14 protein-coding genes are annotated in these 13,759 nt (G+C 71.8%); 8 read left to right on the forward strand and 6 right to left on the reverse strand.

Annotation, left to right across the window (positions count from 1 at the left end):
- Nucleotides 1-159: 159 nt before the first annotated feature.
- From ACIBAE_RS00810 to ACIBAE_RS00835, 6 genes are all read right to left on the reverse strand, one after another.
- Nucleotides 160-561 carry a cyclic nucleotide-binding/CBS domain-containing protein gene (locus ACIBAE_RS00810; protein WP_399281579.1) on the reverse strand — a complete coding sequence of 134 codons (402 nt, stop codon included), beginning with the start codon at nt 559-561 and terminating at the stop codon, nt 160-162.
- A gap of 268 nt (nt 562-829) precedes the next feature.
- Nucleotides 830-1,630, reverse strand: coding sequence for a histidinol-phosphatase (hisN, locus tag ACIBAE_RS00815; protein WP_399281580.1), 801 nt, complete (start codon nt 1,628-1,630; stop codon nt 830-832).
- Nucleotides 1,631-1,816: 186 nt separating this feature from the next.
- Nucleotides 1,817-2,140, reverse strand: a complete 324-nt coding sequence (locus ACIBAE_RS00820; RefSeq protein WP_399281581.1) for a DMT family transporter — start codon at nt 2,138-2,140, stop codon at nt 1,817-1,819.
- An 89-nt stretch (nt 2,141-2,229) separates the two neighbouring features.
- Nucleotides 2,230-3,240, reverse strand: a complete 1,011-nt coding sequence (gene rsgA, locus ACIBAE_RS00825; protein ID WP_399281582.1) for a ribosome small subunit-dependent GTPase A — start codon at nt 3,238-3,240, stop codon at nt 2,230-2,232.
- A gap of 3 nt (nt 3,241-3,243) precedes the next feature.
- Complete coding sequence (gene aroA, locus ACIBAE_RS00830; RefSeq protein WP_399281583.1) at nt 3,244-4,608, reverse strand: 3-phosphoshikimate 1-carboxyvinyltransferase; 1,365 nt, start codon at nt 4,606-4,608, stop codon at nt 3,244-3,246.
- A gap of 65 nt (nt 4,609-4,673) precedes the next feature.
- Nucleotides 4,674-5,396, reverse strand: a complete 723-nt coding sequence (locus ACIBAE_RS00835; RefSeq protein WP_399281584.1) for a M50 family metallopeptidase — start codon at nt 5,394-5,396, stop codon at nt 4,674-4,676.
- Between the two features lie 504 nt (nt 5,397-5,900).
- Here ACIBAE_RS00835 and ACIBAE_RS00840 point away from each other — a divergent pair.
- The 8 genes from ACIBAE_RS00840 (at nt 5,901) to def (ending at nt 13,642) form a co-directional block, all read left to right on the forward strand.
- Entirely contained in the window at nt 5,901-6,716 is an 816-nt protein-coding gene (locus ACIBAE_RS00840) for an SOS response-associated peptidase (protein ID WP_399281585.1), read from the forward strand.
- 98 nt (nt 6,717-6,814) lie between these two features.
- Nucleotides 6,815-7,480, forward strand: coding sequence for an alpha/beta family hydrolase (locus ACIBAE_RS00845; RefSeq protein WP_399281586.1), 666 nt, complete (start codon nt 6,815-6,817; stop codon nt 7,478-7,480).
- Nucleotides 7,481-7,729: 249 nt separating this feature from the next.
- Nucleotides 7,730-8,386, forward strand: coding sequence for a sigma-70 family RNA polymerase sigma factor (locus ACIBAE_RS00850; RefSeq protein WP_399281587.1), 657 nt, complete (start codon nt 7,730-7,732; stop codon nt 8,384-8,386).
- Nucleotides 8,383-8,703: a mycothiol system anti-sigma-R factor gene (gene rsrA / locus ACIBAE_RS00855; RefSeq protein ID WP_399281588.1), complete on the forward strand. Its 321-nt coding sequence runs from the start codon at nt 8,383-8,385 to the stop codon at nt 8,701-8,703. Before ACIBAE_RS00850 ends, rsrA begins: the two co-directional genes overlap by 4 nt.
- Nucleotides 8,704-9,005: 302 nt before the next feature.
- Nucleotides 9,006-10,478 carry an HD-GYP domain-containing protein gene (locus ACIBAE_RS00860; RefSeq protein WP_399281589.1) on the forward strand — a complete coding sequence of 491 codons (1,473 nt, stop codon included), beginning with the start codon at nt 9,006-9,008 and terminating at the stop codon, nt 10,476-10,478.
- Nucleotides 10,475-11,764: an HD-GYP domain-containing protein gene (locus ACIBAE_RS00865; RefSeq protein WP_399281590.1), complete on the forward strand. Its 1,290-nt coding sequence runs from the start codon at nt 10,475-10,477 to the stop codon at nt 11,762-11,764. Before ACIBAE_RS00860 ends, ACIBAE_RS00865 begins: the two co-directional genes overlap by 4 nt.
- Nucleotides 11,765-11,860: 96 nt before the next feature.
- On the forward strand, nt 11,861-12,865 hold the full coding sequence (locus ACIBAE_RS00870) for a tetratricopeptide repeat protein (protein WP_399281591.1): 1,005 nt from the start codon (nt 11,861-11,863) through the stop codon (nt 12,863-12,865).
- Nucleotides 12,866-12,985: 120 nt separating this feature from the next.
- Complete coding sequence (gene def / locus ACIBAE_RS00875) at nt 12,986-13,642, forward strand: peptide deformylase (protein WP_399281592.1); 657 nt, start codon at nt 12,986-12,988, stop codon at nt 13,640-13,642.
- Nucleotides 13,643-13,759 lie beyond the last annotated feature (117 nt).

Genomic DNA, 13,759 nt, shown 5'->3' on the forward strand with positions numbered 1-13,759 from the left:
CAGCAGCGGATGATGTCGCGTACGGAGACGACGCCGACCGGCTCGTGATCGTCGAGCACGATGAGGTGGCGGAAGCCGCCGTGAGACATGGCGGAAGGGGCCGGGTCCTTGCGGGGATGCGGCCCCTGTCGCCGTTCCGTCGGCGAGCGGTGACCGGGTTCAGCCGGTCAGCACCGCCGCTTCGCGCCGGGCCGGGGCCCAGCAGCGGATGATGTCGCGTACGGAGACGACGCCGACCGGCTCGTGATCGTCGAGCACGATGAGGTGGCGGAAGCCGCCGTGAGACATGGCGGAAGCGGCCTCTTCGAGCGTCCACCCGGGCGCGGCGAAGACGACATCGGTCGTGGTGTGGGTGCAGGCGGTCTCGGTGTCCGGGCTCTGGCCCGCGCCGACCGAGTTGAGGATGTCGCGTTCGGTGAGAATGCCGATCCCGCAGTGGTCGGTGTCGAGGACGACGGCGGCGCCTACGCGGCGGGCCGCCATCAGCCGGGCCGCCTGGCGGAGCGTATGCGTGGGACCGATGGTGAGGACCACCGAGCTCATGGCGTCACGGACAAGCATGGGATGAAGCCACCTCCTTCGTGAATCGGCCCCGGAGAGGCTGGAGAAACGATTCACAAGTTCACAAGATGGGGGGACTTTCAGAGTGACACCGTTGCGCTGAGTCAACAAGAGGGCGGTAGAGGCTCGGCGAGGGGCGTGCAAAAAACCGGCACGCCCTGCACGGGCGCCCCACGCGCCCTATCCGTGACGCTGAAACCCTTGCGGGAACCGGCCCGTGGTGGTGCGAGCGCCGGATGCCGGCCGGGCGGTGCGGGGCGCTGACGCGTCAGTAGCGCTGGTTCAGATAGCCCAGAAGTTCCTCGTGGAGCACACCGTTCGACGCGGCGGCGTTGCCGCTGTGCGGCCCGGGCCGCCCGTCGAGGCCGGTGAAGCTGCCGCCCGCCTCCTGCACGACGATCGCGGTCGCCGCCATGTCCCACAGGGACAGCTCGGGCTCGGCGCAGATGTCCACCGATCCCTCGGCGACCATCATGTACGGCCAGAAGTCGCCGTAGCCGCGGGTGCGCCAGCAGGCCCGGGCCAGGTCCAGGAACCCGTCGAGCCGCCCCTGCTCCTCCCAGCCGGTGAGTGAGGAGTAGGCGAACGACGCGTCCGGGATCCGCGAGACGTCCGAGACCCGCAGCCGGGTCGCCGACGTGAGGCTGCGGCCCGTATAGGCGCCGCCGCCCTTCGCGGCCCACCAGCGCCGGCCCAGCGCCGGCGCGGACACCACGCCGACGACCGGCTCGTAGCCGCCCTCTCCCGCCACCATCAGCGAGATCAGCGTCGCCCAGACCGGCACGCCGCGCACATAGTTCTTGGTGCCGTCGATCGGGTCGATGACCCAGCGGCGCGGGCCGGTGCCCTCGATGCCGTACTCCTCGCCCAGGATCGCGTCGCGCGGTCGCGCCCGCTGGAGATTGCCGCGGATCAGCTCCTCGGCCGCCTTGTCGGCCTCGCTCACCGGAGTCATGTCCGGTTTGGTCTCCACCTTGAGGTCCAGGGCCTTGAACCGGTCCATCGTCACGGCGTCGGCGGCGTCCGCGAGGACATGGGCGAGACGCAGGTCATCGTGGTAATCGGGCATGGTCGTCACAGTATCGACCGCGGCACCGGCGGGGCCACGGGGTCCGGCGCGGCGGGAAGTCGCCACGGGCCTTGACGCTCAGCGACCGGTCGGCGACTCTGTGTATACATCCGCATGTGGCGCCCGACCCGCCACGCCAATCATCCGGTCCGCTCACCCCACCGAATCGCTCAGTCCATCAACCGCTCAGTGCGCCGAACCCGAGAGCTGGAGGCCGACAACTCCGATGATCACCAGAGAGATCGAGACGAGCTTGAGGACGGAGACGATATCTCCGAGAAAGACCATGCCGTAGATCGCGGTACCCGCGGCGCCGATGCCCGTCCACACCGCGTAGGCCGGACCGACGTCCAGCTTCCTCAGCGAGAGCGTCAGCAGACCGAAGCTGCCGAGCGCGAAGCTCGCGAACGCGATGGTCGGCCACAGCCGGGTGAAACCATGCGAGAGCTTCAGACAGACGGCGAAGCCCGTTTCCAGGACCCCGGCGACCAGAACCAGCAGCCACGCCATTTTCAGAGCCTCCCGCGTTCGTGACTGCTCGGTCTCGCTCGGGCCGAGTATGCACTGGCCAACGCGGGCTCACAGCAAATTTATGCCCGTCAGTCGCCTTCGCGTCGTTCCCGGGTCGCGAGAAGGCGACGAAGCGAGTAGAGCCGGGCCGGATCCGCGTGTCCTTCGGCCACCCAGGCGTCGAGTGCGCAGTCCGGTTCGTCGTGGCTGCACGCGCGCGGGCAGCCCTCGGTCCCCGGTACGAGATCGGGGAAAGCAAGGATGACGCGGGAGGGATCGACGTGGTGCAGCCCGAAGGAGCGGATGCCCGGGGTGTCGATCACCCAGCCCTCCGCCTTCTCCAGCGGCAGCGCGAGCGCCGAGGTGGTGGTGTGGCGGCCCCGCCCCGTCACCGCGTTGACCAGGCCGGTCACCCGTCGGCGATCGTCCGGCACCAGTGCGTTGACCAGCGTCGTCTTGCCCACGCCGGAGTGACCGACGAAGGCCGTGACCCGGTCTTCGAGATATTCGCGCACCAGATCGGCCGCATAGCCGCTGGCCAGTTCGTCACGCCGGGTGACGACGTACCGGATGCCGAGTGTCTGGTAGGTCTCCAGCAGTTCGTCCGCCGAGGCCAGGTCGGACTTCGTCAGCACCAGCAGTGGTTCCAGTCCCGCGTCGAAGGCCGCGACCAGACAGCGGTCGATCAGCCGGGGGCGCGGTTCCGGATCGGCGAGCGCGGTGACAATCGCCAGCTGGTCGGCGTTGGCGACGATCACCCGCTCGTACGGATCGTCGTCGTCGGCCGTCCTGCGCAGGACCGAACGGCGCTTCTCGATCCGTACGATGCGCGCCAGGGTGTCCTTCTTGCCCGACAGATCGCCGACCAGGCTGACCTGGTCGCCCACCACGGCGGCCTTGCGGCCGAGCTCGCGCGCCTTCATGGCCAGGATGACACGGTCGTCGACGAGGCAGGTGAGCCGGCCGCGGTCGACGGTCAGGACCATGCCCTCCGCCGCGTCCTCGTGCTTGGGCCGGATGTTCGTCCGCGGTCGGTTGCCCTTGGGATTGGGGCGGGTGCGGATGTCGTCCTCGTCGGGGTTCTTGCCGTAGCGCCGCATGTATCAGGCCCCCGTGCCCGCGAGCATGCCGGCCCACATACCCGGGAAGTCGGGCAGTGTCTTCGCCGTCGTCCCGACGTTCTCGATCTCCACGCCTTCGACAGCGAGGCCGATGATCGAGCCGGCCGTGGCCATGCGGTGATCCTCGTACGTGTGGAAAACGCCGCCGTGCAGGGGGCGGGGACGGATGTGCAGACCGTCCGCGGTCTCGGTGACATCGCCGCCGAGCTCGTTGATCTCCTTGGTGAGCGCGGCCAGCCGGTCCGTCTCGTGGAGTCGCAGATGCGCGACACCGCGCAGCGTGGAGGGCGAGTCGGCGAGAGCGGCGACCGCCGCGATACCCGGTGTCAGCTCGCCGACCTCGCTCAGATCGACGTCGATGCCATGGATCTTGCCGGTGCCCGTGAAGGTGAGGCTGCCGCGGCCGTCGCTCGTCAGGCCGAACTCGCAGGAACCGCCCATCTCGGTGAAGATCTCGCGCAGCGCGTCACCCGGCTGGGTGGTCCGCTCGGGCCAGTCGGGGACCGTCACCCGGCCGCCGGTGACCAGGGCCGCCGCCAGGAACGGCTGGGCGTTGGAGAGGTCCGGCTCGACGGTGAGGTCGCGGCCGAGCAGCGCGCTGGGGGAGACCCGCCAGACGTTCGGCTCCCCGCCCGTCTCCGGCTCGTCGACCTGGGCGCCGACCGCGCGCAGCATGTCGACGGTCATCCGGATGTGCGGAAGGGAGGGAAGGGCGGAGCCGACATGCCGTACCTCCACGCCCTGGTTGAACCGGGGGCCGGAGAGCAGCAGGGCGGAGACGAACTGGGAGGACGCGGAGGCGTCGATCCGCACCGCACCGCCGTCCAGCGCACCGCCGCCGTGCACGGTCAGCGGGAGCGAACCGCGGTTGTCGTCGTCGATCCGCGCGCCGAGGGCACGCAGCGCGTCGATGACCCCGTGCAGCGGGCGCTCGTAGGAGCGGGGGTCGCCGTCGAAGTGGATGGGGCCGTCGGCGAGCGTCGCGACGGGAGGCAGGAAACGCATCACGGTGCCGGCGTTGCCGACATCGACGGTGGTGGGGCCGTGCAGTCCGGCGGGGATCACCCGCCACGCCTCGCCGGTGGAGCCGGGGACGCCCTCGGCGGCGGAACTGGACGACACGGTTTCCTCGATGCCCACGCCCATGGCCCGCAGCGCCTCGGCCATCAGCAGGGTGTCGCGGGAGCGCAGCGGCCGCCGCAGCCAGCCCGGCTCAGCGGCCAGCGCGGCGAGGACGAGACCCCGGTTGGTGACCGATTTGGATCCGGGCACGGTGACCGTCGCTTCGACGGCCCCGCTCGCGTAGGGGGCGGGCCAGAGGGCGGGCTGCACGGAGCTTTCGGTCATGGCTTTCACTTTAGTGGTTCTCCACGGACCCGGATCCCGTTCAAAAGCCCCGAAATCATGACGTATCAGAGAGCCAGTAGCCAGCGCCCGCCCCCGATCAGCGAGCAGAGCGAGACGGCATGGAAGAGGAAGAGCCACAGCGCGGGCGGCGCCTGCGTCAGCCGCCCGAGCTGGTCCGCGTCCGAGTCCCCGGCGCCGCCGTGGCGGCGCTTGGACTGGAGCTCGAATGCCGGGCGTACGCCCCCGAGCAGCAGAAACCAGACGGCGGCGTACGCGAAGGCCGACTGGACGGCGGGACCGGCCAGCCATGAGACGGTCAGGAAGGCCGCCCCGGTGACGATCACGGTGAGCGCGCCGTACGCGTTGCGGATCATCACCAGCATGGCGATCAGCAGGGCCGTCGCGAGCCAGAGCAGCAGGGTGATGTGGTGCGCGGCCAGCAGCCAGGCGCCGCCGAGTCCGAGCAGCGGCGGGGCGGTGTAGCCCGCGGCCGCGGTGAGGATCATGCCGATCCCGGTGGGCCTGCCGCGGCTGACCGTCAGACCCGAGGTGTCCGAGTGCAGCCGGATGCCGTTCAGCCGGCGCCCGGTGGCCACCGCGATCAGCCCGTGGCCGCCTTCGTGGGCGATGGTGATCGTGTTGCGGGTGAGTCGCCAGACCGGACGCGGTACGACGGCGGCGAGTGCGACGACCGCCGTCACGATCACCAGCCAGTCGTCCGGGGCGGGCTGCGTGCCGAAGACGCGATCCCACAGATCGACGGTCGAGGCGGTGTCTATGCCGGCCATTGCTCGGTTGGCTCCTCACGGGGGGTTCGCGTCGTAGCAGTGTGGCACTGGCGTACGAGCGCGCGGATGAGGTGGCTGAGGCCGGAGGCAGGCGAGGGCCGTTACGGCTCGGTCCGCCGGTTCCCGAGACCTTCCAGGATCAGGTCGAGGGCGAAGTCGAAGCGCCGGCCGAAGCTGTCGGCGCCTACGCGCTCGTGCTCATCGCGGTGTGTGTGCCGCGCGGCGAACCCCCGGCCGCGCGGCGAGCCCCCGGCCCCCGGCCGCCGACGGCTGGACTACGCGGGAGCCGGGCTTCTCGTTCGGCGACGCCGGTACCGGCTCTGGTCGGCATGAACGAGGCGCCCCGCCGGGGCTGGGGCTCGCTCCGGGGCGTCGCCTCGTCCCGGCCGCCTTCTCGGCGGCCGGGTGGTTCCGGTGGGACCGGCGCCGCGCACCCGGGGAGGGCGGGGCTGACTTCGGCCCGCCGCTCGGGCAGAATTTCCGGTGGGGAGAGGTGATGACCGGATGTGCGGACGGTACGCGGCGAGCCGGCGGCCCGAGGACCTTCAGGGAGCCTTCGGCATCGAGAAGTGGGAGCCCGAGGAGACCCTCGCCCCCGATTGGAACGTGGCCCCCACCAAGGAGGTCTACGCGGTGCTGGAGCGTCCGCTCAAAGACGCGGCGGACTCCCGCCCGGTCCGTCAGCTGCGCCGGCTGAAGTGGGGGCTCGTGCCGTCCTGGGCCAGGACACCCGAGGGCGGCGCGCGGATGATCAACGCCCGGGCCGAGAGCGTGCACGAGAAGCCGTCGTTCCGCCGGCCGTTCCTCTCCCGCCGCTGCATCCTGCCCGCCGACGGTTATTACGAGTGGGTCACCGGTGCGGGCGGGCGGCAGCTGGAGGAGCAGGGCAAGAGGAAGCGGTCGCGCAAGCAGCCGTACTTCGTCACCCCGGCAGACGGCTCCGTGATGGCTCTCGCCGGGCTGTACGAGTTCTGGCGCGACCGGAGTCTGCCGGACGGCCACCCGGGCGCGTGGTGGGCGACCTGCTCGGTGATCACCACCGAGGCGGAGCGGACCCCGCTGGGTGTGGCCCCGGCCGAGGGGCCCGGAGCGCTGGCCGACATCCACCCCCGGATGCCGCTGATGCTGACCCCGGACCGCTGGGACGCCTGGCTCGACCCGGCCCGTACGGACCCCGGGGAGCTGCGCGAGCTGCTCGCCCCGCCGCCCGCCGGGCTGATGCGGGCGTATGCGGTCCCGACCGCCGTGAGTGACGTCCGCAACAACGGACCCGAGCTGCTGGAGGAACTGGCCGCGCCGGAGGAGAGCACGCTCTTCTGACGGTACTCGTCACGCCGCCGATGACGGTGGCGAAGCCCGTGACGGCGCTCGCCCCGGCGGTCCTCGGTGATAGCTCCGTCACACGGCAGGATGGCCCTGTGACCAGCACAGCACCGAACCGGCCGGGCGCGCCGGAGCAGCAGACCGTCGAAACGCCCGCCGGGGACGCCCGCATCACCTGGCACCTGGCGAAGCGGCCACGGCTCGTCCTCGCCGCCGGCCATGGCGCCGGCGGCGGGATCGAGGCACGCGACCTCCAGGCACTCGCCGCCGCACTCCCCGCGCTCGGGGTCACCGTCGCCCTGGTCGAGCAGCCCTGGCGGGTGGCGGGCAAGAAGCTGGCGCCCGCGCCCAAGACCCTCGACACCGGCTGGCGGGCGCTCTGGCCCGCGCTGGAACGGCCGGGGCAGCCCATCGTCGCCGGCGGGCGAAGCGCCGGGGCGCGCGTGGCCTGCCGTACGGCGGGCGAGCTGGGCGCACACGCCGTACTCGCCCTGAGCTTCCCGCTGCACCCACCCGGCAGGCCGGAGAAGTCCCGCGCCGCGGAACTGCTGGAGTCGGGCGTACCCACCCTGGTCGTCCAGGGCGGGAACGACCCTTTCGGAAGGCCCGCCGAATATCCCGGGGGACCGTATGAACTCCTGGAGGTGCCGGGCGCGGACCATGGCTTCGCGGTAGCCAAAAGGGCTCCCATTTCTCAGGAGGACGCCCTCGGCATCCTGACAAAAGGAGTCGCGGTGTGGCTAAAAACACTAGGGGAATGAAGAGTGCCTGATCGCTGTTGTCAGGTGCATCGGTACACGACGTCAGAAGAGGGAGTCCGTCGCATGGGTTCGACCATCTGCCCGCAGCGCCCAGACGCCGCAGGCCTGGAGTGGACGGTGCTTTCGGCCGCCAAGACCGCTCCCGCGCGGGCTGCCGGCGGAGTCGACGGGAACGCCTCCGTTCAGCCCGGTCGACTATTCTCCAATTCGAGTGGGTCCGCATATGGACCCGCCGCAGCGTTGGAGGAGGTGGGTCCGGTCACTGGGACCGACGCAGGGACGGAAGACGCCCTCATCGAAGAGACCACCGCCGAGCGCAATGCGCGCTTCGAGCGGGATGCCCTGGGCTACCTCGACCAGATGTACTCGGCCGCATTGCGCATGACGCGTAATCCGGCCGACGCCGAGGACCTCGTGCAGGAGACCTACGCCAAGGCGTACGCCTCCTTCCACCAGTTCCGTGAGGGCACCAACCTCAAGGCGTGGATGTACCGCATCCTCACCAACACCTTCATCAACTCGTACCGCAAGAAGCAGCGCGAGCCTCAGCGCAGTGCCGCCGAGGAGATCGAGGACTGGCAGCTGGCACGCGCCGAGTCGCACATGTCGACCGGTCTGCGCTCCGCCGAGTCCCAGGCACTCGACCACCTCCCCGACTCCGATGTGAAGTCCGCGCTCCAGGCGATTCCCGAAGAGTTCCGCATCGCGGTGTATCTCGCCGATGTAGAGGGCTTTGCCTACAAGGAGATCGCGGACATCATGGGGACACCCATCGGTACGGTCATGTCACGACTGCACCGCGGCCGCCGCCAGCTGCGCGGCATGCTGGAGGATTACGCCCGCGAGCGCGGGCTCGTCCCGGCGGGTGTCGGAGAGTCATCGGACGGGAAAGGCTCGGGCGCATGAGCTGCGGAGATCCGCATGAGACGGATTGCACCGAGGTTCTCGATCATCTCTACGAGTTCCTCGACCATGAGATGCCCGCCAGCGAGTCCAGCAAGTTCGAGGTGCACTTCGGGGAGTGCTCCCCCTGCCTGGAGAAGTACGGCCTGGAGAAGGCCGTGAAGACGCTGGTCAAACGGTGCTGCGGGCAGGATGACGTACCCACCGATCTGCGGGCCAAGGTCATGGGGCGGATCGACCTGATCAGGTCGGGAGGCGTCGTACCCGAGCACGAGGTGTCGACCGCCGGCGCGGACGCACCTGGGTCCGCCACGGAGTAGTCCGGTCGGCGCGAGTGCTGCCGAATGTCGTTCCGGAGGGCGTGCCGCGTGACGCGCGGCACGCCCTCCGGCGTGTTCGCGCTCTCCGGCGTGCCGCTCTCCGGTCATGTCGGCGCTCTCCGGCCATGCGCGGCCGGCCATGCGCGCCCTCCGGTGATGTTCGCGCCCTCGTGCGTCTTCGCGCCCCCGCTCCGAGCGCCGCTGTCACCCGAAGGTGCGAATCGGTGGCATCCAGCAGCCCTCCGCTGTCCCACTCGCTAGCCTGACCGTCTGTTTGGGCCGGGCCGAGGGGGCGAGGACGCGTGAGGGTCATACCGGGCGCGGCGCGCGCGTACATCCTGGGCACCGCGCTCTGCGCCGCCGCGTGTGTCCACCCCGCGCTGCGCTCCGGCACTCCCTGGCGGGCCGTCGCGCTGCTCGCCGTCCTGTACGCCTTCTGCGAGATGCCCGCCCGCTGCCGCGTGCTCGGGCGCTCGCTCGGTGGCACCGCGCCGGTCGCCGCCGGATCGTTCTTTCCCGTGCTGCTGGCCGCCGCCTTTCTGCTGCCGCCCGCCGCTGCCGCCCTGGTGGCCGTACCGGGCGCGCTGCTCGGCCGGGTCGAGCGGCGCCCCAGGAGCCCCCGCCGGATCTGGCGCGCGGCGCAGCTCACCGTCGCCACCTGGGCGGCGGCGCGCGCCCAGGAGCTCTTCGGCGGCCCGGTCGCGCTGGGCGGCGGGGGCTACGGGCTCAAGACGCCCGACTTTCCGTACGTCCTGCTTCCCGCCGCGGCCGCGGCCCTCACCTTCTCCCTGGTGCTGTCGGCGCTCGACGGCGGCATCCTCGCCGCCGCCGAGCGCCAGCCGCTGCGCACCGCCTGGCGCGGGCTGCTGGTGCGTTCGCTCGCCGCGCACGGTGCGCACGGGCTTGCCGGGCTGATGATGGCGGTCCTCTGGCGCAGCCCCTACGGGCCGCTCTCCGCGCTCTTCGTGCTGCTGCCCATGTACATCTCCTGCTGGGTCTTCGCCCAGTACCACCGTGAGCGTGCCGCCCACCAGGCCACCATCAGGGCGCTCGTCCAGGCGGTCGACATCAAGGACAGGTACACCCGGGGGCACAGTGAGCGCGTCGGCCACGCTTCCGTGCTGATCGCCCAGGAACTGGGGATGGAACGCGAGCGGATCGAGGTGCTCCGCTTCGCCGGGATCCTGCACGACGTCGGCAAACTCGGCGTGCCGACCCGGGTGCTGCGCAAGGACGGCCCGCTGACGCCCGACGAGCGGCGGGTGATCGAGCTGCATCCCGAGTACGGGCACGAGATGGTGCGCGGCATCGGATTCCTGGGGGAGGCGCGGGCGGCGATCCTGCACCACCACGAGCGGCTGGACGGCAACGGCTACCCGTACGGTCTCGCCGGCCGCCAGATCCCGGAGTTCGCCCGGGTGGTGGCCGTGGCCGACGCCTTCGACGCGATGACCTCGACCCGCTCGTACCGGCGGGCCCGACCGGTGGGGACCGCGCTGGCGGAGCTGGAGCGGTGCTCGGGGACGCAGTTCGACCCGGAGATGGTCGGCGCGCTGGCGCGGGCCCTGGACCGACACGGCTGGCGGACCACCGTCACGGCGGACGAGGAGAACACCACCGCCCCGGCGGCGGGCGCGTTACGGGCCCGGGACCCCCTGCCGTGCCCGCCCACCAACCCCGTGCCGGACCCGTGCCCGCCCCCCGCCTCCGTGCCGCCCCCGGGCTCCGCCCCGCCCCCGGCGCTCGGCCGCACCCCTCGCGGCGGCAGGCGATGACGGCCACCGCGGCCAGGCCCGTCTCCGGCCTGGGACCGGCCGCCTCCCTCACCGTCGTCGCCGTGTACGGCGCGGCGGCGCTGCTGACCGCCGCCGCCCTCGGCCGGACGCTCTGGCAGGGGGTCGCGGAGCCCCGCGACGCGCTCGCCTTCGGCCTGCTCATCGCGGTCGGCGAACTGGCCCGCTGGGGCGCCCTGCCCGGCGAGCGGGAGCCCGCGCCGCTCGGCTCCGCCGGGGCGCTCGCGTACGCGCTGCTCGGCGAGAACGCCGGCCGGCCGACCACCCACGGCGTGCTCCAGACGCTCGCCGTCGTCGTCGTGGCCGGGCTCGCCGGAGCCGTACCGCACGTCGCCCGGGGACACGGGCCCGCGCTCGACCACATGGCGCGCCGCGTCCTCACCGTCGGCTTCGCCGCCGTGTGCTTCCAGCCGCTGTACAACTCAGGCGCGCTGCGCGGACTGTTCGGACAGAGCCCCTGCTACGCGGTGCTGCTGCTCCTGCTGCTGGTGCTCACCGCGCTCTGCGACGCCGTCCTGGCCGCCCTGATGCTGCGCGCCCGTACCCGCCACCCCTTCGGCCCCCTCCTCCGCGACGAGCTGCGGGCCCTGCTGCACATCGGCTCGGCCGTGTGCGCCACGGGCGCGGTGATCGCGCTCGGTGTCGCCGTCGCGGGGCTGTGGGCGCTGCCGGTCTTCTGCGTGCCGCTGCTGCTGACCCAGCTGTCCTTCCGGCGGTACGCGGAGGTGCGGGCGACGTACCGGCAGCTGATCGCCTCGCTCGCGCGGTCCACCGAGATCGCCGGCTACACGCCCCCCGGACACGCCCGCAGGGTCGCGGACCTCAGCCGGGCCGTCGGCCGTGAGCTGGGGCTCTCCGGCCCCGAACTGACCGTCCTGGAGTATGCCGCCCTGATGCACGACATCGGCCAGCTGTCCCTCGTCGACCCCGTACCGGAAGGCGCCACCGCCCTGCTGCCGGTCGCCGAGCAGCGGCGCATCGCCCTGCTCGGCGGGGCGGTGGTCCGCCAGACCGGCGTCCCCGACGCCGTCGCGGTGGTGGTGGAACGGCAGGCGGATCCGTACCGGGAGCAACCGCTGTCCGCCCGGATCGTCCGCGCGGTGAACGCGTACGACGACCTGGCCGGGGAATGTGCCAGTGCGAGCGGTCCGCTCAGCGCGCTGGAGCGGCTGCGGCTCGGGACGGGGCACGACTACCAGCCCGAGGTGGTGGAATCCCTCGCGCGCGTGCTGTCCCGGGGCGGCCCGGCCCCTGGTGGGGCGGAGTGACCCATGGGTAATGAGCGGGCGTCCGACCGGGCATGGTTGGATGCGAAGAAGAGGGTGTCCGGGGGCAGTGACCCGAGCGACCGGCAGGCGGGAATCGTGAGGATCTTCGGGAAGGTACGGCATCGGCCCTCCGCTTCGTGGCGGCAGGCCACCGACCGCGCGTTCACGCTGATCGGTGACGGTCGGTACGAGGACGCGGGCGCGTTGCTGACGCGCGCGGCCGACCTTGAGCCCTGGCTCTCCGAGTCCTGGTTCAATCTCGCGCTGCTGCACAAATTCCGGCACGACTGGGAGCAGGCGCGGGCCGCGGGCCTGCGCGCCGTCGCCCTGCTGGACAAGGAGACCGGCGCCCCCGACTGGTGGAACGTCGGGATCGCCGCCACCGCGCTCCAGGACTGGCCGCTGGCCCGCCGCGCCTGGCAGGCGTACGGCCTGAAGGTCCCGGGCAATCAGCACAGCGTCGAGGCCAACGGCGAGCCGGAAGGCATGGAGCTGGGCAGCGCGGCCGTCCGGCTCTCGCCCGAGGGCGAGGCCGAGGTCGTCTGGGGCCGCAGGCTCGACCCGGCCAGGATCGAGGTGCTGTCGATCCCGCTGCCGTCGTCCGGGCGGCGCTGGGGCGAGGTCGTGCTGCACGACGGTGTGCCGAACGGCGAGCGTGTCACGTCCGCGAGCCCGGACGGCGCCACCCGCGCGTACCCGGTCTTCGACGAGATCGAGTTGTGGGCCCCCTCACCCGTACCCACCTGGGTGGTGCTGCTGGAGGCCGCCACCGAGGAGGACCGGGACGCCCTGGAGCGGCTGGCCGCCGACGCCGGGTTCGCCGCCGAGGACTGGTCGTCCTCCGTACGGCTGCTCTGCCGCGCCTGCTCGGAGAGCCGGATGCCGAGCGCCGAGGGGGACGGCGAGCATCTCGACCCGCACGACCACAGCGAGCCGGGCCACCCGGGGCCGCTGGGGCACCGTACGGCCGGTGAGCTGTGGGTCCCGGAGCGCGAGTGCGGGATCGCGGCGCCGCCGGGGCTGGTCCGTGGCCTGCTCGACGGCTGGGTCGCGGACAGCCCGGACACCCGTGAGTGGCGGGATCTCGAAGAGGTCTGCTGAGCGCCGCCGCCGGTCGCTGTCGCCGAGCGCTCCTGGCGCTGCCCGTAGGCTGTACGCCTTTAGGCTGTACGGGCACATCGTGCGGGCAGCATCGGGAACCGAGGAAGGCGTACTGCGGACATGGCGCAGCAGGAGACGGACCAGCGGAACGACAGCGACACCTCCGTGGCGGGGCCGGGGAACGGGTTCCTCGTGGACACGGAGGACGCCGAGGCGCGTGAGCTGGCGTACCGCGAGCGGGGCACGTCCCGCCCGATCACCGTCGTCGGGAATCCCGTGCTCCACAAGGAGTGCGAGGACGTCACGGAGTTCGACGACAAGCTCGCCGCGCTGATCGACGACATGTTCGCCAGCCAGCACACGGCCGAGGGCGTGGGTCTGGCCGCCAACCAGATCGGTGTGGACCTGAAGGTCTTCGTCTACGACTGCCCGGACGACGACGGCGTGCGGCATGTGGGCGCCATCTGCAACCCGGTCCTGGAGGAGCTGCCGCCGGGGGAGCGCCATCTGGACGACTCCAACGAGGGCTGCCTGTCCGTGCCCACGGCGTACGCCTCGCTGCCGCGTCCCGACTACGCGGTGGTCAGCGGCCAGGACGCCGAGGGCAAGCCGATCCGGGTGGAGGGCACCGGCTACTTCGCGCGCTGCCTCCAGCACGAGACGGACCACCTGTACGGCTACCTGTACATCGACCGTCTCTCGAAGCGGGACCGCAAGGACGCGCTGCGGCAGATGGAGGAGAACACCCCTCGCTACGAGATCGTCCCCAACGACTGACGTGTGGGACGTATGACGGTCCCCGCCGGTGCGTCGCCGGTGCGCCCGGGAGCGGGCCGGCGGCGCGCGGCGCCGTCGGCGGGGACCAAGTGGCCCTTTCCGGGCCGGGGTTGACGC

This window comes from Streptomyces sp. NPDC051569, from assembly GCF_044454085.1.
Lineage (GTDB): Bacteria > Actinomycetota > Actinomycetes > Streptomycetales > Streptomycetaceae > Streptomyces.

Bases quoted from the DNA above. Each gene is read 5' to 3' on its own strand.
- ACIBAE_RS00810 (WP_399281579.1), bottom strand. From the start codon at position 561: ATGCTTGTCCGTGACGCCATGAGCTCGGTGGTCCTCACCATCGGTCCC.
- hisN (WP_399281580.1), bottom strand. From the start codon at position 1,630: ATGCCCGATTACCACGATGACCTGCGTCTCGCCCATGTCCTCGCGGAC.
- ACIBAE_RS00820 (WP_399281581.1), bottom strand. From the start codon at position 2,140: ATGGCGTGGCTGCTGGTTCTGGTCGCCGGGGTCCTGGAAACGGGCTTC.
- rsgA (WP_399281582.1), bottom strand. From the start codon at position 3,240: ATGCGGCGCTACGGCAAGAACCCCGACGAGGACGACATCCGCACCCGC.
- aroA (WP_399281583.1), bottom strand. From the start codon at position 4,608: ATGACCGAAAGCTCCGTGCAGCCCGCCCTCTGGCCCGCCCCCTACGCG.
- ACIBAE_RS00835 (WP_399281584.1), bottom strand. From the start codon at position 5,396: ATGGCCGGCATAGACACCGCCTCGACCGTCGATCTGTGGGATCGCGTC.
- ACIBAE_RS00840 (WP_399281585.1), top strand. From the start codon at position 5,901: ATGTGCGGACGGTACGCGGCGAGCCGGCGGCCCGAGGACCTTCAGGGA.
- rsrA (WP_399281588.1), top strand. From the start codon at position 8,383: ATGAGCTGCGGAGATCCGCATGAGACGGATTGCACCGAGGTTCTCGAT.
- ACIBAE_RS00865 (WP_399281590.1), top strand. From the start codon at position 10,475: ATGACGGCCACCGCGGCCAGGCCCGTCTCCGGCCTGGGACCGGCCGCC.
- def (WP_399281592.1), top strand. From the start codon at position 12,986: ATGGCGCAGCAGGAGACGGACCAGCGGAACGACAGCGACACCTCCGTG.